General features: G+C 50.6%; 19 protein-coding genes. 9 read left to right on the forward strand and 10 right to left on the reverse strand.

Translation table 11 applies throughout. The annotated features are described in order from the left end of the window. Positions 1–14: 14 nt before the first annotated feature. The gene (locus tag Q1A04_RS04845) at positions 15–245 is read left to right on the forward strand and encodes a hypothetical protein (RefSeq protein ID WP_299701969.1); all 231 of its coding nucleotides are present in this window, start codon (positions 15–17) and stop codon (positions 243–245) included. Positions 246–252: 7 nt separating this feature from the next. Here Q1A04_RS04845 and Q1A04_RS04850 read toward each other — a convergent pair whose 3' ends face one another. Both Q1A04_RS04850 and Q1A04_RS04855 read right to left on the reverse strand, forming a co-directional pair. Then, a complete protein-coding gene (locus Q1A04_RS04850; RefSeq protein WP_299701971.1) occupies positions 253–1,410 on the reverse strand; it encodes a PepSY domain-containing protein in 1,158 nt (385 codons plus the stop codon). Positions 1,411–1,492: 82 nt separating this feature from the next. Then, the gene (locus Q1A04_RS04855; protein WP_299701973.1) at positions 1,493–3,922 is read right to left on the reverse strand and encodes a TonB-dependent receptor; all 2,430 of its coding nucleotides are present in this window, start codon (positions 3,920–3,922) and stop codon (positions 1,493–1,495) included. 107 nt (positions 3,923–4,029) lie between these two features. Between Q1A04_RS04855 and Q1A04_RS04860 the strand changes: the two genes are divergently transcribed. The 6 genes from Q1A04_RS04860 (at position 4,030) to Q1A04_RS04885 (ending at position 8,368) form a co-directional block, all read left to right on the forward strand. Continuing rightward, positions 4,030–5,016 (forward strand): AraC family transcriptional regulator, encoded by a 987-nt coding sequence (locus Q1A04_RS04860; protein WP_299701975.1) that lies wholly within the window; start codon positions 4,030–4,032, stop codon positions 5,014–5,016. Positions 5,017–5,299: 283 nt separating this feature from the next. Then, positions 5,300–6,160, forward strand: coding sequence for an ATP-binding cassette domain-containing protein (locus Q1A04_RS04865; protein WP_299701977.1), 861 nt, complete (start codon positions 5,300–5,302; stop codon positions 6,158–6,160). Then, complete coding sequence (locus Q1A04_RS04870; protein WP_299701980.1) at positions 6,144–6,917, forward strand: hypothetical protein; 774 nt, start codon at positions 6,144–6,146, stop codon at positions 6,915–6,917. Before Q1A04_RS04865 ends, Q1A04_RS04870 begins: the two co-directional genes overlap by 17 nt. A gap of 14 nt (positions 6,918–6,931) precedes the next feature. After that, the gene (locus Q1A04_RS04875) at positions 6,932–7,333 is read left to right on the forward strand and encodes a GntR family transcriptional regulator (protein WP_299701983.1); all 402 of its coding nucleotides are present in this window, start codon (positions 6,932–6,934) and stop codon (positions 7,331–7,333) included. Further along, positions 7,320–8,066, forward strand: coding sequence for a DUF2807 domain-containing protein (locus tag Q1A04_RS04880; RefSeq protein ID WP_299701986.1), 747 nt, complete (start codon positions 7,320–7,322; stop codon positions 8,064–8,066). The genes Q1A04_RS04875 and Q1A04_RS04880 overlap by 14 nt, the downstream gene beginning before the upstream one ends. 14 nt (positions 8,067–8,080) lie before the next feature. Continuing rightward, positions 8,081–8,368 carry a hypothetical protein gene (locus Q1A04_RS04885; RefSeq protein ID WP_299701989.1) on the forward strand — a complete coding sequence of 96 codons (288 nt, stop codon included), beginning with the start codon at positions 8,081–8,083 and terminating at the stop codon, positions 8,366–8,368. Positions 8,369–8,446: 78 nt separating this feature from the next. On the opposite strand, the gene Q1A04_RS04890 is transcribed toward Q1A04_RS04885, so the two are convergent. After that, complete coding sequence (locus tag Q1A04_RS04890; RefSeq protein ID WP_299701991.1) at positions 8,447–8,902, reverse strand: GNAT family N-acetyltransferase; 456 nt, start codon at positions 8,900–8,902, stop codon at positions 8,447–8,449. A gap of 106 nt (positions 8,903–9,008) precedes the next feature. Between Q1A04_RS04890 and Q1A04_RS04895 the strand changes: the two genes are divergently transcribed. Next, on the forward strand, positions 9,009–9,209 hold the full coding sequence (locus tag Q1A04_RS04895; RefSeq protein ID WP_299701994.1) for a hypothetical protein: 201 nt from the start codon (positions 9,009–9,011) through the stop codon (positions 9,207–9,209). 3 nt (positions 9,210–9,212) lie between these two features. Here Q1A04_RS04895 and Q1A04_RS04900 read toward each other — a convergent pair whose 3' ends face one another. The 5 genes from Q1A04_RS04900 to nuoL form a co-directional block, all read right to left on the reverse strand. After that, the gene (locus tag Q1A04_RS04900; protein WP_299701997.1) at positions 9,213–10,127 is read right to left on the reverse strand and encodes a YihY/virulence factor BrkB family protein; all 915 of its coding nucleotides are present in this window, start codon (positions 10,125–10,127) and stop codon (positions 9,213–9,215) included. Positions 10,128–10,349: 222 nt separating this feature from the next. Beyond that, entirely contained in the window at positions 10,350–12,242 is a 1,893-nt protein-coding gene (locus Q1A04_RS04905) for an amidophosphoribosyltransferase (RefSeq protein ID WP_299701999.1), read from the reverse strand. A gap of 7 nt (positions 12,243–12,249) precedes the next feature. Next, a complete protein-coding gene (locus Q1A04_RS04910) occupies positions 12,250–13,788 on the reverse strand; it encodes an NADH-quinone oxidoreductase subunit N (RefSeq protein WP_299702002.1) in 1,539 nt (512 codons plus the stop codon). Between the two features lie 41 nt (positions 13,789–13,829). Then, positions 13,830–15,575, reverse strand: coding sequence for a NuoM family protein (locus tag Q1A04_RS04915; protein WP_299702005.1), 1,746 nt, complete (start codon positions 15,573–15,575; stop codon positions 13,830–13,832). A 346-nt stretch (positions 15,576–15,921) separates the two neighbouring features. After that, on the reverse strand, positions 15,922–18,105 hold the full coding sequence (gene nuoL, locus Q1A04_RS04920; RefSeq protein WP_299702008.1) for an NADH-quinone oxidoreductase subunit L: 2,184 nt from the start codon (positions 18,103–18,105) through the stop codon (positions 15,922–15,924). A gap of 246 nt (positions 18,106–18,351) precedes the next feature. Here nuoL and Q1A04_RS04925 point away from each other — a divergent pair, with 246 nt between their 5' ends. Next, complete coding sequence (locus Q1A04_RS04925; protein ID WP_299702011.1) at positions 18,352–18,645, forward strand: hypothetical protein; 294 nt, start codon at positions 18,352–18,354, stop codon at positions 18,643–18,645. Between the two features lie 376 nt (positions 18,646–19,021). Here the strand turns inward: Q1A04_RS04925 and Q1A04_RS04930 are convergent, their stop codons facing one another. Together Q1A04_RS04930 and Q1A04_RS04935 are read right to left on the reverse strand one after the other, a co-directional pair. Next, positions 19,022–19,303: a hypothetical protein gene (locus Q1A04_RS04930; protein ID WP_299702014.1), complete on the reverse strand. Its 282-nt coding sequence runs from the start codon at positions 19,301–19,303 to the stop codon at positions 19,022–19,024. A gap of 211 nt (positions 19,304–19,514) precedes the next feature. After that, positions 19,515–20,390: a universal stress protein gene (locus Q1A04_RS04935; protein ID WP_299702017.1), complete on the reverse strand. Its 876-nt coding sequence runs from the start codon at positions 20,388–20,390 to the stop codon at positions 19,515–19,517. Positions 20,391–20,397: the final 7 nt, after the last annotated feature.

Consider the following 20,397-nt stretch of genomic DNA (forward strand, 5'->3'; position numbering starts at 1 on the left):
CTAGGTATAACCCAATGGAGAAAGCAAGCGCGCATTTTATCAGCGTAAACATCAGCAGCGAAGAAACCCGTTCTGTTTTTATGCTCGACATAGGTAAGCTGTGCTACGTTTCCTTTAAACCCGAAACCCAACAGCAAACTGCCAAGCTCGTGCTGGACTTTGGCGCCTCCCAGAAGATATTCGAAAAACAGGATGCAGAGCAGGTATACCAAGCCCTGTCGCAGCATCCTGCTTTTCAGAAGTAAACTAAAGCTAGGCGGTCTGCACTTGTGCCGCTACTCCCCTTTTCTTCTTCAGCTTCTTACGCAGCTTGTTGATCCAGATAAATGTACCCGTTATAGGCAAACTAGTGGCAAAAAGACAAGCGATAAAATAAAGTATTTTAGAGAACAGTCCGTAAACATCACCTAAGTGAAGCGGCTTGATCATCGCTACGACCTGCTCATTGAAAGGCTTATCGGCGAAGATTTCGACTTTGAGCGGGACGCCGGTGTATTGGTCGAGCTGCACCTTGTCGGAAGCTGCCAGCGCCATGAAGCCTGTCTTGCTTTTGGTAACGACAACCGAACTGGCCGAATCGGCTGCGAAGGCAAGACGGGTGTCGCCGGCATAAGCCAGCACTGTGTTGGCCTGCTGCAAATACTCTCCAGCCGATAGGGCCACAGCGCCTTGCGCAGGTATAGCCGATGGCAGCGGCTTCTCTTTTCTACCTTTGAACACTTCGGCTCCCATTACTTTACTGAGTCCCTCCTTGTACCACTCAAAAGACCAGCATAGGCCTGTGAGCGCCATGATGAGCAAGAGAATGGAAGAGTAAAAGCCCAGCGTGTTGTGGAGGTCGTGGTTAAGGCGTTTCCAGTTGCCGCTTGTTTTGATCTTGAGCCCCTGTTTCCAGTTCTTGCGCTTCACCGGAAACCAAAGAACTAGTCCCGAAAGCACCAGAAAAGCAAAAATGATGGTGGCTGATCCTACAATGATACGGCCAGTACCGTCTTCCATCAGCAACCAGCGGTGTATCTTCATGACCGTGCTGAAAAACTCCGAGGCAGGGCCTTTCTGTCCTCCGGTCACCTCACCGGTGTAGGGGTTCACATATAAACTCTCACCGCGTTCTTCCCCCTCCTTTTTCACGGAAAGCACATAAGCGCGGGCTCTGTCTTCAGGTATAGAAATGGCCGTTACTTTCCCACCACTCTCCCGTTCAATTTGACGCACCAGCGCGTCGGGCGACAAAGCCTTGTTGCCAATTGCGACGGTGTATTTGTCGGGCTCCAGCATTTCTTCCACTTCGGTGCGGAAGGTATAGATGGTGCCGCTCAGGCAGACAACAAACAGCACGAGACCGCTGGCTATGCCCAGCCACAGATGGAGGTCGTTGAAAAACTTTCGGAGAGAGTAAGGCTTTTGCATGTGCGAATTTAATTAAGACTAAGTATAAATAAAACCCATGCAGCCAGCTCATTTTCAACTAGCTGCGCGGGTATTTTTGAGCTTATTTGAAGCGGTAAGTTAGCACCGCACTCATGTTGCGCGGATCGATGGGGTTAATGAAAGACACACGGTAAGCGTTATAGCCCGCCTCGTCCAGTATATTATTGAGGAGCAAGCGCACGCCCAGATGTTCGGTAGCCTGATAGCTTGCCTGCAGGTTTACAGTAGTATAAGGTTTCATGTACCAAGGCTTTTGGCCCGGGGTAATCTCATGGTAGTCCACGCCGGCGTTCGTCCAGTCGTTGTTCGGGCGACTGCCCACATAGTACGCGCCACCCCCCAGCGCCAGCCCTTTCAAGGCTCCATAGCGGAAGGTATAATTGGCCCAGAAGTTAGCCGTTTGGTCTGGAGTGTTGAGCGGCGAAGAATTGCGCACGAAGGTGGTGTGCTCCTTATACCTTGCGTCTATCAAGGCATAGCCCGCGATCAGTTCAAGGTTGTCAAGCACGCGGCCGGTCAGTTCCACTTCTATGCCTTTGCGCTCGTCGTTACCGCCTTTTATGTAGTAGGGCATTTGGATCAGCACACCGTTCGCGTCGCGCTCCACCGCCTGTATGTTCATGTTGCGGTTGTTAATCTTATAGAGTGTCAGGTTAAAACGCAGGCGGTTCTCCAGCCAGTCGGACTTTATACCTGCCTCCACTTGATCGATGCGCTCGGTGCCCAGCTCGTTACCGTCCTTGTCGAGACGGGTAGCCGTGCGGGGGTTGGTGCTGTTGGTATAGGATGCAAACAGGTTAAGACCTTTCCACGGCGAGACAATAACACCAGCCATGGGGTTGATGGCCTGCCCCCGCGTAACTGTGGCCGTGGCGGAGCTGCGGCTTTCGGTGGTGCTGTAACGGACGCCCCCAATGGCTTTTGCCCAATCCGTGATTGTGATCACATCCTGCAACATGAAACCCAAACTCGCCTCATTGCTCACTGTGGTAGCCGTGATCTTAGAAGCCGGCGCGAAAGGCAGGGTATTCGGTATAGGGTTGAGCACGTCGATGGTGTCGATGAAGGTAGAGGCGTAAGTCGGCAGCTCTAAGTTGACTGCGCGAAAGTCGGTACCCACTTGGAAGGTATGCTTCAGAAAACCAGTCTGCACGTCCTGCCCGATCAGGTCGAACTGCACTACTGAGTTCTTGTCGGTGCGGTTGGACTGCGTGATGGAGCGCAGGCGTCGATGGGCCGGCAGTATAAAGTTACCTTCGGTGTCACGCTTGCCTTGCGACAAGCTGGTGGTCACCTCCGGCACTTCGAGGTTGGAACGGAAGTAGGCGGCCCGAAGCGAGAAGTTGTCATTCAGTTTGCGGTTGAAGCGGGCGGCAAATGTCGCGTTTTTGGTGATGGTGCGGTCTGTCTCAAAGCCTAGGAACTGGTCGTGCGGCAGGTCATAAATAGCGTATTGATCATCAGACAGGGCAATCGTGCCCAGATCCGGGGTGCGGCTGTCGTTAAGGTAATCCATTTCCAGCGTCACGGCGGTTTTGTCGTCCGGTCGCCACTCCAGCGACGGATTCAGATAGAATTTCTCAAAAGACACCTTGCTGCGGTAGCTGTCGGCGCGTTCCAGTGCACCATTCACTCTAAAAGCGATTGTTTTAGACTCGTTCAGCGGCCCATATACATCGAAACTGGGACGCACTTGGCCGAAACTGCTGACCCGCAGCGAAGCATAGCCACCTTTCTCGAACTTAGGCGTCTTGGTCACAATGTTAATGATGCCACCCGGACCGCCAATGTCGCCGGCCATACCCTGTGTGATTGAACTGGCGCCTTTCATCACCTGAATACTCTCCACCCCTTCCATATCGGTGAGCACACCCGTTCCCCGGAAGTCGGAGTTGATGCGCACCCCGTTCTTCACGACAGGTATACCCCGGAAGCCACGCGAGGACATACTCTCGCGGCGGTTGCCGTACGTGGCGAAGTTGTACACGCCCGGCACATTGCGGGTCACCTCAGTGATGGTGAGGGCGCCCTGCTCCTGTATCAGGCGGTCTGAGATCACGGAAATACTTTGGATTTGCTCGCTCGGTTTAAGCGGCAAACGGGTGATTACTTCCAGTTTCTCGGGTTGTTTGTCCCGCACACCAAACACCTCCACTTCGGCCATTTGATTGGCTTTCGGTTTCAGCTCAAGGATCAGTTCTGTAGATTCACCCCGGTGCAACTCTACCTGTTGCACAGCACTCTCATAACCTAGCATAAGCACACGCACTTCATAGGTGCCGTGTGGCAGGTGGTGCAGCAGAAAGGTGCCGTCATCATGGCTGTTAGCACCTATGCGCAAATGCTCTATCACGACACTGGCTCCGGCAATAGGCTGACCATCGGTGTCGGTTACGCGACCCTTCAAACTACTTCCTCCATGGTGGCGCTGGGCCCATACCAGTTGCGATAAGATTAAACAGAGACAGGTAAGTAGAATATTTTTATACATTGTATTTATTTAGACTAATTATAAATAACTAACTTTGGCAAAAGTATGTACTCCACACGCGGGGTGGGTATCGGAAAAAGGAGAAAGATTAACGGTAAAAGGATTTTATGCGGCTCAGGTCTCTGATAGAAGGTATGGAAATACCCGTTTGCGATATCTCGTTCGGGGATGGTTATACCTCAGGCAGCGAGCTGATCGAGAAAGAGGTTTCGCTTCACCACCCTCTAATGCAGTACCTGCACAGCAAACAGCTCTACACCGATGGCCTGTGCATCGTCGACACACACATGAACTTTGCTGACACCGTGCGCGATCTGATCTCGGTGACGGGCGAGTGCATTATGATGGGTTTCTTTTTCAAGGGGAAGGCCTTGGCCACGATCAATTGTTTGGAGTGCCTGCGAGAGTACAACAATAACCTGCATTACCTGCGCTATACCCCCACTTTTGAGGGCGTATTTGAAATGCCGCCTTTCGTCGACTTCAATTATTATGTGATCCTCCTTTCCAAAGACTTTTATTTCCGATTACTCGATCCGTCCAACGAGTTGCACCGCGACTTTGCCGAACGTGTAAGCCAAGGTATTCATACCAACCTCACCGATGTGAACCTCGAAATTAGCCCGGCCATGAAACAGGTGATCCACGAAATCCGAAGCACCTGCCGCACCGGACTGATCAAGCGGCTATACCTAGAGGCAAAGATCATGGAGTTGCTCATGTTGCAGTTGGAGCAATTACAGCATTCTGCACAGGATAGGAAGAGCGTGCTGCGGGGCGATGACGAAAGTCGCATTCTGCAAGCCCGCGCTATTTTAGAAAAGGACTACTGCAGTCCACCCAGCCTCACACAGCTTGCCCGCTTGGTCGGGCTCAACGAGTTTAAACTAAAGCAGGGCTTTAAAGAATGTGTGGGTACCACCGTGCACGGTTATGCCGTACAGCTGCGCATGGAAAAGGCCAAGGAACTGCTGCAGGATCTGCAGCTCCCAGTGGGCGATATCGCCCTGCAGGTGGGGTATAAAAGCCCGGCTTACTTCACCGCCGCCTTCAAGAAGCATTTTGGCGTGCTGCCCAGTGAGGCGCGGGGTTGAAACTCCTTCCCACTTGCTCTCCACAACATGTCTAGCTTTAAATACAGGTCTGAAAACAGGGTGGCTAGCATTTAACGTTGTCTCTACGTGTATGTCTTTTCAGTATCCTACTGAACAACTACACGGGATGTAGGTCCCCAGTCCCCCACTTAAACCGCTTTAAATAGCTGGTAGATAGGTAATATATCGAACCGTGAATATTTTTTATAAATAATTTGGAATTGATAAAACTATATCTACTTTTGTAGTGCACTATGTAACTAATACACTAAAACATGCAGGTATGATACAGCTTGACAATCTCAGTTTCGGGTATAGCCGCAAACAGCTGCTTTTCCGCAATCTTAACCTAACATTGCGGGAGGGCCATATCTATGGACTGCTGGGCAAAAATGGGGCAGGTAAATCCACTTTGCTTAAGAATATAGCCGGGTTGGTTTTCCCATTAGAAGGGAGTTGCCAAGTTAATGGCTTTGAGGCAAGCAAGCGCTACCCGGCCATGCTGGAGGATCTGTACTTTATACCAGAGGAAATCTACATGCCGGCTATCACGGCTAAACAGTTTGTGGCCAATACGGCTCCGTTTTACTCTGCCTTCAATGAGGAAGAATTTTACCGTTACTTAAATGAGTTTGACGTGCCGGCGCACGCTGTGCTGAGCAAGCTGTCATTCGGGCAGCAGAAAAAGGCCATGGTCGCTTTTGGGTTGGCGACAAACACCAGCCTACTCATCATGGATGAGCCTACCAACGGTTTGGACATCCCTTCCAAAGTGCAGTTCCGTCGCATTATCGCCTCTGCCCTGACTGAGAATCGCTGTATTATTATCTCCACCCATCAAGTGCGCGACCTCGACAGCCTGATCGACACACTGGTGGTATTGCATGACCGGGAGATTGTGCTCAACGAATCGCTGGACGCCATTGCTGACAGGTTGACCTTCACCACCATAGCAAACACGAGTGGCGTTACTTCAGAAATCCTTTACCAAGAGGAGTCGGCTCGCGGCCAGCATGTCATTCTGCCAAACGTAGATGGGGCTTACAGCAAAGTGGATATGGAACTGCTCTTTAACGCCATTATCAGCGGCAACAAATCAATCACCGAACCCCTACAAAAGCCAGTTTATGAAAAATCACTTTAGCCTACGCCGCTTTGGGCTGCTGTTCCGCAAACATAGCGTCGAGCACTATAAGTCCTACCTGATGTCGCTGATCGTGTTGGTGGGCATCATGGCGCTTGTGATGGGCTATGTCGCTTATTCCGCAGGGAAACTCGATACCACCCTACAGGAATTATTCTTCATGCTATTCCTTGTTGGGGCAGGCACTATGTTCACGAGCACCGTATTTTCCGATTTGGGAGATCAGAAAAGAGCAATCGCCTTTTTGACCTTACCCGCCTCGTTGCTTGAAAAATATCTGGTCGCATGGATTTACTCTTTTTTGATTTACGTGCTGCTTTATGTGCCGGCTTTTTACCTAGTAGTGACCATGATAATCAATATAGGCGGAAGAGGTACTGAGGAAGCAGAGCTTCTTAAACTTTTCGGACCTAAGGGTAACTTCGACAGTTTGATCATCATGTATGCGTTTCTGCATGCTGTCTCATTAGTAGGTGCGGTTTTTTTCAGAAAAGTCCATTTCATCAAAACCATTTTCATTTTGTTCCTTGGCTTTTTCGCTGTAATCGTCCTCAACAAACTGCTGCTACAAACCATGCTGGGGCACGACAATTTATCGGCCATACCATTGAGCGGCGCGACAATCATCGAAGATGGACAGGGATATAAACTGGGGGTACCAGAAGCTGACTCATCATTTACATGGATCGTATCGATCGGATTCATCCTCATTATTTGGGCGGCGTCTTATTTTAAACTGAAAGAAAAACAGGTATAGCGCGGGAGGAAATCATGGAATTTAAAGACAACGAACCTATTTACCTGCAGATCGCCACTTACGTGAGTGAGCAGATCCTGCTGGGGAAATGGGCGGTAGAAGACAAAGTGCCCTCCGTGCGGGAGCTCGCAGTGGCACTGCAGGTGAACCCCAACACGGTGATGCGGACTTACGAGCAGTTGCAAAACCAAGAGGTGATTTACAACAAGCGGGGCATTGGCTTTTTCGTGGCGCCAAATGCGCTGCGCAAAATAAAGGTTTTGCGCCGTGAGCGTTTCCTGCAGCAGGATTTGCCGGAGTTTTTCCGGAACATCTTCCTGCTGGATATCAGCCTGAATGAGATACAGGAACGCTACGAAGCTTTTAAATCAGAAAACTACGAATCAGAAATCGAGCAAAATCATGAAAACCAGTAATATACTTCTGCTAACTGCCCTTCTTGTACTGCTGTTCACGCTAGGTGCCTACAACATGGCCCTTAAGACACAGTACACTTCGGGCGAATACAAGAACCCGCTCCAAAACCATACGCTGCTCAACTTCAAGGATTTTGATGAAATTGATGTGAGATCCGGTCATTTTCTCAGTATAAAAGTTGAGCCAAGTGACCAACACGAAGTATACCTGCAGAATACATCAAACGAACGGATTCATATCACGCAGGACGGCAATAGGTTGAACATTGAAGTGAGTCCTGAAAGCGACGGCAGACTGGACATCGCCCGACAAGGCCCCTTTAATATTATCATCAGAGTGCCCTATGTAAAAAAAATCAGAACAGATGCCATGTATATGTTCAATGGAGAGGCTCGCACAACACAAAACCAACCCCGATACCCTGATTCCTATGGTGTCACGGTTGAGGGTTTGGCACAGGATAGCTTGATGCTAGAGGTTGAAAATGGCAGTAACATACTGCTCCGTAAAAGTGAGATCGGCTTCCTGCAGGCAATAGCCGGACGCAACCCCAACAGCGAATCCAGACTGCAGCTGATGTCAAGCAACAAAGTACAACAGGCGGATATCGCCATCCTGAACAAAGGGCAACTGGTTATGCAGGATGTCGCCATCCCACAACTGAGCTATTCCTTATCCGACAGTGCCAAAGTCGAACTCTCAGGTGCTTCACTGGCCATCATCCGCAAATAACCAAACGCACGGCTATGAAAAAGATATTATTCCTCTTGGTAAGTGCTATGCTGGTTGCAAGCCTTTCACATGGCACCTTCAGCAACTCTATAGTTCACGTTGATTGCGCGTCTCTACTACATGACACGCAACCTGCAGGAGACCGCTCTGCTGAGCTTGCCATCTCCACTGATTCAGAAGGTGCAGGTATGGCAACAACCACAGCGGAAACGGCTCAGCAGATCGAAGAGCAAAGCGTTTCATTTCCAGATCGTATTGTAAACATTGTAGATACTTTTGCAAGGCTCGTAATGGTTATCTAGCAATAACTTTCGCAGATAAAAGCCCCGGTAAGACATTGTTTTTGCAGGGGCTTTTTTATTGTTCTTACGTTCCGCAGATTATACCTGCTTCACCATCTTGATGTGATCAATGCCATCCTCGTCGTATACCTCGCTGGATTGCTCAAATCCAAAACTTTCGTAGAACTTCTTGGCATATAGTTGCGCTCCAATGCGTATAGGTCCCTTGCCAAACAGGCGGTAGCACTCGGCAATGCCCATCTCCACTAGTTGCTTGCCCACACCCGTGCCGCGCACCAACTGGCTGGTCACGATGCGCCCGATCGACATCATATCAGGATAGGAAACACCTGTCGGCACAAGCCGTGCAGTGGCCACTAGCACGTGCGCTTCGTTGTAGAACAGGATGTGGTGGCAAAGCTGGTCCTTGTCATCCATATCGGGGAAAACGCAGTTCTGCTCTACTACAAATACCTCGCTGCGCAGACGGAGCATGTCATAGAGTTCGTCAGGGGTGAGTTCGTGAAAGGCTTTGCAGATTCTGGTAAGGGCCATATGCTGTGGTATAATGGTGTGAGTTATAAGCTTCGTGCAAAGATAAGGCTGCGCCTGCACTTTTATTTCTATCTTTGTGCCATACCTGTCGCAAATTCACACGCTCATGGGACAAGACATCCTCGAGGTTCTTTTTAACATCATTCCGCTGGCGCTTTTTCTATACCTGTCGCTCAGCCTCATGGGCGTGATCAAGCTCAACAAGCAAACGGCCTTTCTGGCGAACGCTTCCTTTTTCACCAAATTTGCAGTATATGGCGGCACGGTCGCCTTCGCCATCATGACGATCGCAGACCTGACCAAGTAGGCTTCACTTCCTATCTCCATTCACCTTCTCGTACTTTTCTGCAATCTCGGAGGGCTTTACATAGCGGCCATGGTTGTTGGCGTAGGCCTTGGTAACCTCGGCACCCAGCATCAGAATCACAGAAGAGTAAAACACCCACAGCAATACTACCACAAACGAGCCTGCCGCCGCATAAAAGCCCACCACCTTCACATTGCCTAAAATGTAGTCGATCACCTCTTTTCCGATCAAAAAAAGAATGGAGGTGATGATGCCTCCTGCTAACGCGTCGCGCCAGTTAACCTTGGCATCGGGCAAGACTTTGTGTATCGTCGTGAAAAACACCAACACGACCAGTATGGAGAAGGCGGCCTTAATCAACTTGATGGCCGAAGTCAGGTATTCCTCCAGCACGTCGTAGAGTTGGTCACTGTAAATCACAAGGACCGCATCGAAAACAAGGCTGATCAGCAACAGGAACCCGAGCCCGGCCACAATGGCCAAAGTCACCAATCGGTGGCGCATGAATTTCAGGTAGTTTACGTTGTGCTTCACCCGGATCTGCCAGACGGCATTCAGGGCTTTCTGCATGATAAAGAAAATGATGGTGGCACTCTTTATAACCACGACCAAGCCAATCAGAATACTCCAGAAGCCAAACGGAATTTGCGTTGCATTTTCCAGCAGGTCATTTACTTGGCTGCCTACTTCTTCGCTCATCAAATCCTCCATCTGCGTTACGATCTCAGCACGAACCGTCTCCTCCGAAAAAAACATGGAGCCCGCCAGCGTGAGCACGATCAGGATAGCGGGCAGGGAGAAAATAGTAAAGAAGGCAATTGCCGCGCTGTACACGATCGGTTCGTTCCGTTGAAAGTTCTTATAGGAGTCTTTCAGTATCTCTATGGTCTTCCCAATAAATCCCTCTTGTTGCTTCATCTATTCAAGTTTTGCCGGAATTAGCCCGCATAAGAGTAACGGGGCATTCATACTTTGGTTAAAGCAGGGAATGCACAAAATGTTCAGCGTGCCATAGCGGGTTCCACCCCTAATGGTTTGACCTTTCAAAAGGACGGCTTCAACTCTAAGTCACAATTATGGACACAAAAAAGCCTGTTCTTTTTTGAAGAACAGGCTTTTCTATTGAGTTCGGGTTACAGCTTAGTACGCTCTCACCGTCTTGTTTTCCATAAAGTTCATAAAGGCACGGTTCACCACACGCGTACCGCCCGGTGTTGGGTAGTTGCCGGTGAAGTACCAGTCGCCTTGGTGATTCGGGCAAGCCAGATGCAGGTCTTCGATGCGCTGGTAGATAACCTGTACCTCTGCGTTCACATCCGGTGCCTTCACAATCTCCGATACCTTGTCAGACAGTTCGTCGTGCGTGAACAGATCGAACAGCTCTTTCACAAAGTTGGTTTCCATGAATTCCGGGGTATGCTGCGCGGCCACACACTTGTCGTATACCTCGTCAAGCTTGTAGGACAGGTTACGATCTTTCAGCAGGCCGAGCATGGCACGGAAAGCAACGAACTCCTTCACGCGCGACATATCGATGCCGTAGCAGTCCGGGTAGCGGATCTGTGGGGCGCAAGACACGATGATGATTTTCTTCGGCTCCAGTTTGTCCAGCATCTTGATGATACTCTTCTCCAACGTAGTACCGCGCACGATCGAGTCGTCGAGCACCACCAAGGTATCAATGCCTTTTTTCACCACCTCATAAGTCGTGTCATACACGTGAGTTACCAGATCGTCGCGGCTGTCGTTGTCGGTGATGAAGGTACGCAGCTTCACGTCCTTGATCACGAGCTTCTCAGCACGCGGCTTAAACTGCAGGATCTCATCGAGCTGCTCTTCGGTGAGCTCTTGGTTTAAGATGGCTTTGCGGCGATAGGCGCGCAGGTGGTCCTCAATCCCTTTCATCATACCGAGCCAAGAGGTTTCGGCCGTGTTCGGTATGTAAGAGAACACCGTATTTTTCAGGTCAAAGTCGATGGCCTCGAGAATCTGCGGACAGAGGCGGCGGCCCATGTTCTTGCGCTCCTCATAGATCTCCGGGTCATTACCACGGGAGAAGTAAATGCGTTCGAAGCTGCAGGATTTCTTCTCGAGCGGCTGTATAATTTCCTTAAGCTCCGCATTGCCGGCTTTGTCCACAATCAACGCATGTCCCGGTGTGATTTCCTGTATGGCGCTGTACTCGATATCAAAGGCTGTCTTGATGGCTGGTTTCTCAGAAGCGATCACGACTACCTCATCATCCATGTAGTAGTAAGCCGGACGGATGCCGTTCGGGTCGCGCACCACGAAGGAGGCGCCGTAGCCCGTCAGACCTGCCATGGCATAGCCCCCGTCGAAGTCCTTACAGGCCCGCTTCAGCACACGCTGTAGGCTCAGGTTATCTTCGATCAGGTGTGTGATTTCTTTATTGGTATATTCGTCTTTGTAAGACTCAAACAGCATCTGGTTTTCCTCGTCCAAGAAGTGACCGATCTTTTCCAGTACTGTAATCGTGTCGGATTTATGCTTCGGATGCTGGCCCAGTTCGACCAGTTTCTGGAACTGCTCATCCACGTTGGTCATATTGAAGTTACCGGCCACGGCCAGACTGCGGCTGCGCCAGTTATTGTCGCGCACCATCGGGTGGCAGTTGTCCACGCTGTTGATGCCGTGCGTGCCGTAGCGCAGGTGCCCTAGGTATACATCGCCCAAGAAAGGCAGGTTCTGCCATACCCAATTGATATCCTGTGCCAGCTCCGGCTGGTCTTCCTTCAGTTTTTTAAACTCCTTGCCGATCTTGCCGAAAATGCTGTCGATGGCGCGGGTTTTTACGGAACGGAAACGGCTGATGTATTCCATGCCCGGGCCGGCGTTGATCTTGATGCTGGCCACACCGGCACCGTCCTGTCCGCGGTTGTGCTGCTTTTGCATGAGCAGGTACAGCTTGTTGACGCCGTACATGGGAGTGCCATACTTCTCAACGTAATACTCGATTGGTTTTCGGAGCCTGATTAGGGCTATTCCGCATTCGTGCTTGATAGAGTCGCTCATAGGGCAGTTAAAGGGTTTGCGCCAGAATTCGTTCGATCCAGTGCAGCAGCAGGTCCGGTTTAAAGAAGAGAACCAGCAGCGGCAGGGCGAAGAATCCAAGCAGCAGCTTATTTGACAGTGAAATAACTAAATTTTCTGCACTTTGATTCCTTTTCAGGAAAAGGTAATAGGGTATTTTGATATAATAGAACAGTGCAACGCCTGTCAGCAGGATTCCGGTGACGAGCAGCACCAGCAGCATGGTCTGTCCGGTGAGGCTATAGGCCTCCCACACGTTGCTAAAAACAAGCAGTTTGCCCATAAAGCCACCCAAGGGCGGCAGGCCTGTAAGCGAGAGCAGGTATAGCAGGACCACGATGCCCGCATAGGGCGCTTTCGGGCCAAGTCCTTTAAAGTCTTCCAATGTCTGTACACCCCATTTCTCTTCGGCCACCTGCAGGTATAGGAACAGGCCGAAGTTCATGAATAGCAGCACCGTCATGTAAAAAAGCACGCTTGTCATGTATTCCGATCCGAAGGCCAGCAGCGCCATCAGCAGAAAACCGGCATGCGACACGGAGGAGAAAGCCATCAGCCGGCGCGGGGTGCGCTGCCAAAGCGCGGTAAAGTTGCCAACCACTAGCGTAGCTAAAGCCGCCACCCCTAAGAAGAGCAAAATATCACTGAAAGCACCCGAAATAGAAGCATCCGCAAAGGCCGCCACAAAACGCATGATCACAATAATACCAGCCATTTTTGGGCCTGTGGAAAAGAGCGCCACCACGGGCATGGGTGCTCCTTGGTATACATCGGGCGTCCAGAAATGGAAGGGTGCCGCTGATATCTTGAACAGGAATCCGGCAAAGATCAGAATGGCCGCCACGGTCACCATCAGCGGGCTGGCATCGAGCAGCGACCGCCAGAAGCTGACCAAGGTATAGTCAAGCGAGCCGGTGAGGCCGTAGAAAAACGACATACCGTAGAGCATCACGCCAGCCGAAAGCGTACCGTAGAGCACATATTTCAAACCAGCCTCTACTGCCCGTTTCTCTTCTTTGAGCGTGAGGGTGAGAATGTAGGAGGCGATGGAAACCACTTCGATGGCGATAAACACCATCAGCAGGTTCACGGACTTGGCCATCAGGTTGAGGCCCAGCACCAGCATCAGAATCAGGGCATAGTACTCGCCTCTGCCCTCTTTTAATTTCTCCAGCCGTTTGTTTTGCAGCGACAGCAGGATCGTGAAGATGCCGGCGGCACTAAAGAGCAGTCCGCTATAGCGGGCCAGTCCGTCGGAACGCAGCAGGTTCAGAAACTGCACCCCTTCTGAGGTATAGCCGCCGAGCAACTGTATGGCTAATGTGGCAAAAAGACCGGTAGCCGCCAGCCAAGGCAGCAAACGCTTTATAGCTTTTGACTTGAACAAGTCGAGCGTGACGAGCAGCAGAAAGAAGATGGCGAGCAGCAGCTCAGGCAGCAAGGAGCCGGCACCGGCTAAGATGCTGTCAATGGCTTGGGTGAGTTGTGCGGCCTGTTCTTCCACGGATAGTCTTAAAGGTATAAGCATACTGGGCGCAGCGGACTCATGGACCAGAAGCGCCGGATTTGTTAGTTAATTAAAGTTGAGAGCACCATGTTCAGTTGTTCCTGCCCATTGCGCAGCACCAACTCGGTAAACCCTGCCACAGCCATTCCTATTTTGTCGAGCAGCAGGTGCGGGAAAATACCAAACAGCAGCGCTAGTATTGCCAGTGGTACCAGCATGAGGTACTCCCGGAAATTCAGGTCTGAGATCGCCGCTTTCTTGCGCAACTCCGGGAAAATCCAGTACTTGCCGAAGAACATGCGCTGCAGCGCCCACAGGTAGTAGGCCGCAGCCAGCAAAATGCCGAACACCGCCACAATCGCCAGCCAGCGCGGCAACAGTCCGGTGGCCTCCGGGGCGCTAAAGCTACCCAATAGCACCAGCAGCTCGGCTATGAAACCAGAGAAGCCCGGCAAGCCCAAGGAGGCAAAGAAAGCGATCACTACAAAGGCGGTATAGGCCGGCATGCGCTTGGCCAGTCCCCGGAAATTGAGGATGGTGCGGTCATGCGCCCGGTCATAGATTACCCCTACCACCAAGAATAGCATGGCAGAGATAAGGCCATGGCTGAACATCATGTAAATAGCACCGTTCACACCCTCGTTTGTAAGCGAGGCCAACCCCAGCAGCACAAAACCCATGTGCGACACCGACGAGTAGGCGATCAGTTTTTTAAGGTCGTTCATAGCCAAGGCACAGAGCGCCCCATAAATAATGGAGAGTACGCCCAGTCCGCCAACCAGCGTGGCGAAATAGGCCCCGGCATCCGGGAAGATCGGGTAAGCAATGCGAATAAGGCCGTAGCCACCCACCTTTAGCAGGATAGCTGCTAGCAGCACCGAGATGGGAGTTGGCGCTTCCACGTGCGCATCCGGTAGCCACGTGTGCACCGGCACCGAGGGCACTTTGATCAGGAAGCCAGCAAACACCAGCAGGAAAGCCGCAAAGCGAATCGGGTAGTCGAACAGTGTAACGCCGGAGAGCACGTGCAAAAGGCTACCCGGTATAAAGTTGGCCGGCTCCATCATGGCTGGTATGCTGAAGGTACGCACCATGTCAGAGCTGTTAATCACGCCCTGCTGCAGCATTTGTTGCATCTGCCGGATGAGATCAAAGCTAGCCGGCACGCCCTGACCCAGCATGCCCATCTGTTGCGCCGTTGCCTCCGGATCGATCACCGAGGTATACAGCCCGATCATCACGATCAGGATAAAAAGTGAGCCGACTAAGGTATAGATGAAGAACTTGATGGCCGCATACTCACGCTTCGGTCCGCCCCAGATGCCGATGAGGAAGTACATGGGCAGGAGCATGAACTCAAAGAAGAGGTAGAACAGAAAAAAGTCGAGTGCGAGGAAACAGCCCATCACGCTGGTCATGAGCAGCAGGTAGAGCAGGAAGTAGCCTTTCACGTTTTTAGTGATGTTCCAAGAGGAGATAATTCCGATGACGCCGACGATGCCTGTGAGCAGCACCATACTGATACTGACGCCATCCACCCCCACAAAGTACTCGATCTGGAAACGTCCCAGACTGCCCAGCGAGAAGCCGATCCAGTTCAGTTTCTCCACAAACTGATAGCCCGTCTGCCCATTGGCCTGCGCATTGCCATCAAAACCAAGGTATACCAGCACGGCCACTACCAATTGCAACAGCGTGCCGGACAGTGCCACTACCTTCATCGTTTTCTGAAAGCGCAATGGCAGCAACAGCACCACAAGCGCTGCCAGCAGAGGAAGAAAAATAAGGCTGGAAAGTATATAGTCCATCAATAAATCGACACAAGTATCACGTATCAAGACACACGATTACATCACCATGTATCTGCACTAATTTAGATCTTACCCAATGTTATACCGGGGAGAATTTAAATTTCACCCGAGTTGCTACACCGCATAGGCCAAGACTTATTTTGCTCGCTTTTCAAATCCAGAAATGAAAATCGGCATGTTCCAGACAGATTCGTTTTAAGGCCTGTGCATCACCTCATTTCTAATTCCTGAGAGCTCAAATTTCGAAATTCAGCATCTGCCTCCTCTCACATCATCAAACTCAAAATCTGCCCCTTCATCTTCAAATTTTCAAATCTGTAAATCTGAATCTGCGAAATTAGCATCAATTCAGCATGATGTATAGTATAATCAGAATAAATCCGAAAAGGGAGTAGGCATAGTAAGACTGCACCTTGCCACTCTGCAGTCCGCGGCCGAAACGACCTACTACTTTTGAGAGCGCACCGATCAGCCACACACTGCCGTCCACTACCCACGTATCGAACCACTTCACGATCTTGGCGAACACGACTAGCCACTTGCTGGCGTATTCCAAGGTATTGTCGATCACCCGCTTGTCGAGTCGGTAGAGCATGCGCGAAAGCCACAGCACCGGTCGCACCAGCACAGCAGCGTACACTGCATCCAGATAAAAATGATTGTAGGAGAGTCGTGCCAGCGGACCGTGCGGTACATCCTGTAATAAAGCCTCATTGCTCTTGCCCCTATACCTGCCGATGGCCAAAGCTATACCTGCTATACCCAATAAGGCCGAAAGCGCCCCGATCACTAAATGCGCTGTCTGGTTAGCAGCATCCTGCATCACGACCGATTGTATCAGATTATTAGCTAGCAAAGCACCTTCCTGCGAGAGCACCGCTATACCTACGCCCTGCATCACCCAGCTTCCCGCAAAGGAAAACGGATTAAGCGAAAAGAATATACCCAAGGAAAGTACAGCCAGCATCACCACCGGCCAGAGCATCACTTGCTCTACTTCCCGACTGAGCGATAACCTGAGTGCCTTCACATCAAAAGGCAAGCGGAAACTCCCAAAGAACATAAACCACAGATGCCGCCCCATGTAATAAGCCGTGAGCAGCACGACGGTGAAGCCGATGATCGGCACCGCAAAGTACAAGCTGTTGCCATTGGTTTGACTCATGGTCTGCGCCCAAGCCCAGCTGCCCGACAGGATCGCGTCTTTGGACAGGAAACCCGAAAACAGTGGCAAGCCCACCAGCGCCGCAGCGGCCAGCAGGTAGGTATAGAATGTAAGGGGCATGGCTTTGCGAAGGCCGCCCATGTTGCGAATGTCCTGTGGGTCCACGTCGACCGGCAGGTGTGCGTGGTGCATACCGCGATGCATGGCGTGGATGATGATACCGGCGTTGAGGAAAAGCGCCGCCTTGAAAAAGGCATGCGTGGTCAGGTGGAAAAGCGAGGCATCGTGCGCCCCCGTGCCCATACCCATCACCATATAACCCAACTGCGAAATGGTGGAGAAAGCGAGTACCGCTTTAATATCATATTGCGTGAGCGCCGCAATGGCACCCAGCAGGGCCGTGACGGCTCCGATAATAGCGATAACCGTCAACGCATCGACTGTGAAGAAAGCATAGCAGCGGGCCACAAGGTATACACCGGCCGCCACCATGGTGGCCGCGTGTATAAGTGAGGACACCGGCGTAGGGCCCTGCATGGCGTCCGGCAGCCATACCTGCAGCGGGAACTGCGCCGACTTGCCAACACAGCCCATGAACAGCCCCAGCCCGGCCAGCGTCAGGAACAGCGGACTCAATTCCACCAGCCATGGCTGCCCGTTTAAGGTATAGCTCGTTACAAAGCTACCATTGAGCCACTCTCCCACCCCGATAAGGCTGCGGAGCGCTTCCAAGTCGAAGGTCCGGAAATAGGTATAGAAAGCGAACAGACCAAGCAACAGTCCGACATCGCCTACACGGTTGACCAGAAAAGCTTTTTTGCTGGCCGCATTGGCAGCCGGCCGCTCGTACCAAAACCCGATGAGCAGGTAGGAAGAAAGCCCCACCAACTCCCAGAACATAAAGAGCAGCAGCAGGTTGTCAACCAGCACAATGCCCAGCATGCTGAAGGTAAACAGGCCCAGATAAGCAAAGTAGCGGCTATACCCTGTGTCACCATGCATGTAGCCCACCGAAAAAAGCTGCACCAGCGTGGAGATGAAGGTCACGATGACCAGCATTAGCACCGTCAGGTTGTCGAGCAGAATGCCCGCCGTGAAGTCAGTTATAAAATCAGATGGAAGGCTAAACCAAGTAGTGCGGCTATGGAACGTGCTGGTGTTCCAAGTCTGGGCGAACAGATAGAGGGAAAGTACAAATGCCAGTCCGGTTGCACCGATACCCAGCCAATCACCGTGACGCGGCAGCTTTCTGCCAGCAAGGTAGAGCACCGCAAAAGCCAACAGCGGGAGCAGGAGCACCACCGTCGCAAGCGTGGTTTGGGGCGTGCCGGCCAGCGGTTCAAGAAGTGCGGAAAGCTCCAAGGTATAGACTTCGTTTTGGGTTCGGTCTCAAATAAGGTATACCTACAGGCACCCTTTCTTTTCAGGGTGCCAATTTACATATATTGTGTCAATAATATACTGCTTTCCCGCGAAACTGCACTATTTCGCTTAAGTTGTCTTCAACCCTTCCACAAGGCTTTGGAGCCTTATTTTTGAGTTTTTGCAAACAATCACAGGCCTATTTCGTTTTCTATGGTATTGTACCATCTAAACAAAATAATAACTATGGACACACAAGATCTTAAAAGAGACGCACAAGATTTAAAAAACAAAGCAGACCGCATGAACCCACAGCATAAAGAGGGTCCCGTGGCCTCTGCTATTGAGGATTATACTTCAAAGATACCATCTGATATATTCCTATGGGCAGCATTGGGCTCTATGGCTATTTCTGCAACACTCAAAATCATGAAAAAAGATGAAGAGGCGTTGTTTGTAGGACAGTGGGCACCATCGTTCCTGTTGTTAGGTAACTACAACAAAATGATCAAGTTGGCGGGATACAACGCCGATAAATAAGAAATCCATTTTGCGGGATTCATTACAAACAAAAAACGGTAGCCTAGGCTACCGTTTTTTGTTTGTAATGAATATTAAATACCAATCGGCAATTTCATAGAGCATTAGGCTACTGCATCATTCTGCGTAGATTTAATGACATTACTAAAAGAAAGTTCAAATATTTTATTTTTTTTAAAAATTAGCACAACATATAGGTATAATTTCCCCTATATTTGCAGCGGCTAAAAGTTGAAGGTTGCCACATGGCAATCCTTTAAAGAGGCGAGGCTCCCCCACGGGAGCCTTTGCTTTTTTTAGGCCGCATGTCTCCCAAAGTAGGACAAAGACGCCCTCCTCCGGCAAGTCTTATTTTGAAATTTAATGGAGAGAAAAATTAAGCGGGCTCCGAAGATTCAACCGCATTCATTCCCTCGCTATCAGGCACTATTTCGCAGTACTTTTTGCGGAGGTTTTGTACTCCATTCCAATCAATCACATCTTCTTCACTGCTAAGCAGTGTCAGATTTTCTTTCATGGAGACATCTGAAATAAACATCCGGTCCTGATAGAGTCCATTGGCATAAAACCTACAGTATGTGCGGGTTTCGTCGGCTTCTGTCAGTACAATCAGGTCGCAGGCTTGCAGCTTGCTAGTAAAAAGTGAGTATTCGTCCATAAAACAGGCAATCGGTATTCTGAGAGCTTGGGGTAAAAATAGGATAGATTTTCCCTCCTTAACTAATGCCCCATACACTTGTTAACTCAAGGCTTACGAAGGCAATCTCAAAAGGTTGCTCTGCAAAGGGATAATATCTGAAATTATTTTTTACTGTTCTGACAGCAGTGATTTTTCCGCCACACAAGCACCTGCAAGTTAGGCACCTACATCATTTTATCACCTCCTCTGAATAAACAAGCCATAGCGGCACATGTATCTCTGAATTGTATATTTCTGTTGGCACACTGCCTAGACTGAGGGAGGGGATCGGGTTGTTGCCCTTGAGACCGAGCACAAGCAAGTCGTGGCCCCCTTTGTCCAGTTGCAGGCTTATGCGCTCGGCTATGCTCTTGTTGGCGGCGCGCACCAAGGTATAGGGTATACCCATAATTTCAGGATGCTGTTTTTGCAACCCCTCGAACTTTCCCTGCACCACCTCCTCCGCTTTCTTAATGGCCTTTTCTTCCGATATGAGCGGAAAGAACTGGCTTGGCAGCCGGTACACGTGCATGATCTCCAGTTGCAACCCCAGTTGGTCTGACAGGTTCTTGCTGAGCCGAAGCGCATGCACGGAGGTATCTGAAAAGTCAATGGGGACCAGCACCTTCTCAATGCGGAAGCCGCTCGTCTCAGGAAAGACCAGTATACTGCAAGGCAATATGCGCAACAGCTTTGTTCCCAATGCTCCGGTGCTCTTATCCCTTGATTTCTTACCGAGCAAAGTCAGCTTCACGTTATAACGCTTCACCAGATCGGCCAAGATCACCTCGGTGTTCGGCTCTTCGCTCACCAGTATCTCATGCTGGGCGGCATCGGCGAAATGCTCTGTCACGATATCAGTTATATTCCCCTCTATTTCGGTAGCCAAGTCCACGTCCCCAAACCACTCCCGAAAGTCATCGCTCAGCTCGGAGGTTTTGATATTGTGCACAAAATAGACTTTGTCCACCGGCAGGCGCCCGCAGATTGCACGTGCAAAGGCTACCAGTTTCTCATCTATGTCACTTAGGTCGAGGCAGACCATCATGGAATTTATTGCGATCATAGCGTTT

Origin of the sequence: uncultured Pontibacter sp., from assembly GCF_947499215.1 — a bacterium.
Taxonomy (GTDB): Bacteria; Bacteroidota; Bacteroidia; order Cytophagales; family Hymenobacteraceae; genus Pontibacter.